1 pseudogene is annotated in these 637 nt (G+C 65.5%); it reads right to left on the bottom strand.

The features are described 5' to 3' along the window. Positions 1 to 637, bottom strand: a pseudogene (locus tag HB681_RS37715) (beta-eliminating lyase-related protein); the annotation flags it as partial.

Raw genomic sequence — 637 nt, forward strand, 5'->3', positions numbered from 1 at the left:
AGGATGGCCGCGCGGCACGCCCATGGCATGTCTGCCCTCATAGAACTCATGGAACGCGGCATAGGCGTACCACGCTTCGTCGAAGTGCAGCGCATCGACCTGGTCGGCCACCTCCGCCTTGATCTTCTCGGCGTTGTAGCAAAGGCCGTCGTAGGTGGAATTGGTGACCACGGCGATGCGCACGTTGCCCTTCGCGTTGCGCGCGATGGGGCTGGCCGCGACCTTCTGGCGGATGGCCTCGGGCGAGAACTGGTCCAGCCCGATCGGGCCGATGATGCCGTAGTCGTTGCGCGCGGGCGTGAAGTAGATCGGCGTGGCGCCGGTCATGATGAGCGAGTGCAGCAGCGACTTGTGGCAGTTGCGGTCGACGATCACCAGGTCGTCATGCCCGGCCATCGAGTGCCACACGATCTTGTTGGCGGTCGAGGTGCCGTTGGTCACGAAGTAGGTGTGGTCCGCGCCGAAGACCCGCGCCGCGTAAGCCTCCGCTTCCTTCACCGGCCCGGTGTGATCCAGCAGCGAGCCGAGTTCCGGCACCGAGATCGAAAGGTCGGAGCGCAGCGTGTTCTCACCGAAGAACGCATGCAGCGCATAGCCCACCGGCGACTTCAGGAAGCCGACGCCGCCGGCATGCCCG

It is taken from the genome of Variovorax sp. dw_954 (assembly GCF_018449755.1).
Lineage (GTDB): Bacteria > Pseudomonadota > Gammaproteobacteria > Burkholderiales > Burkholderiaceae_C > Variovorax.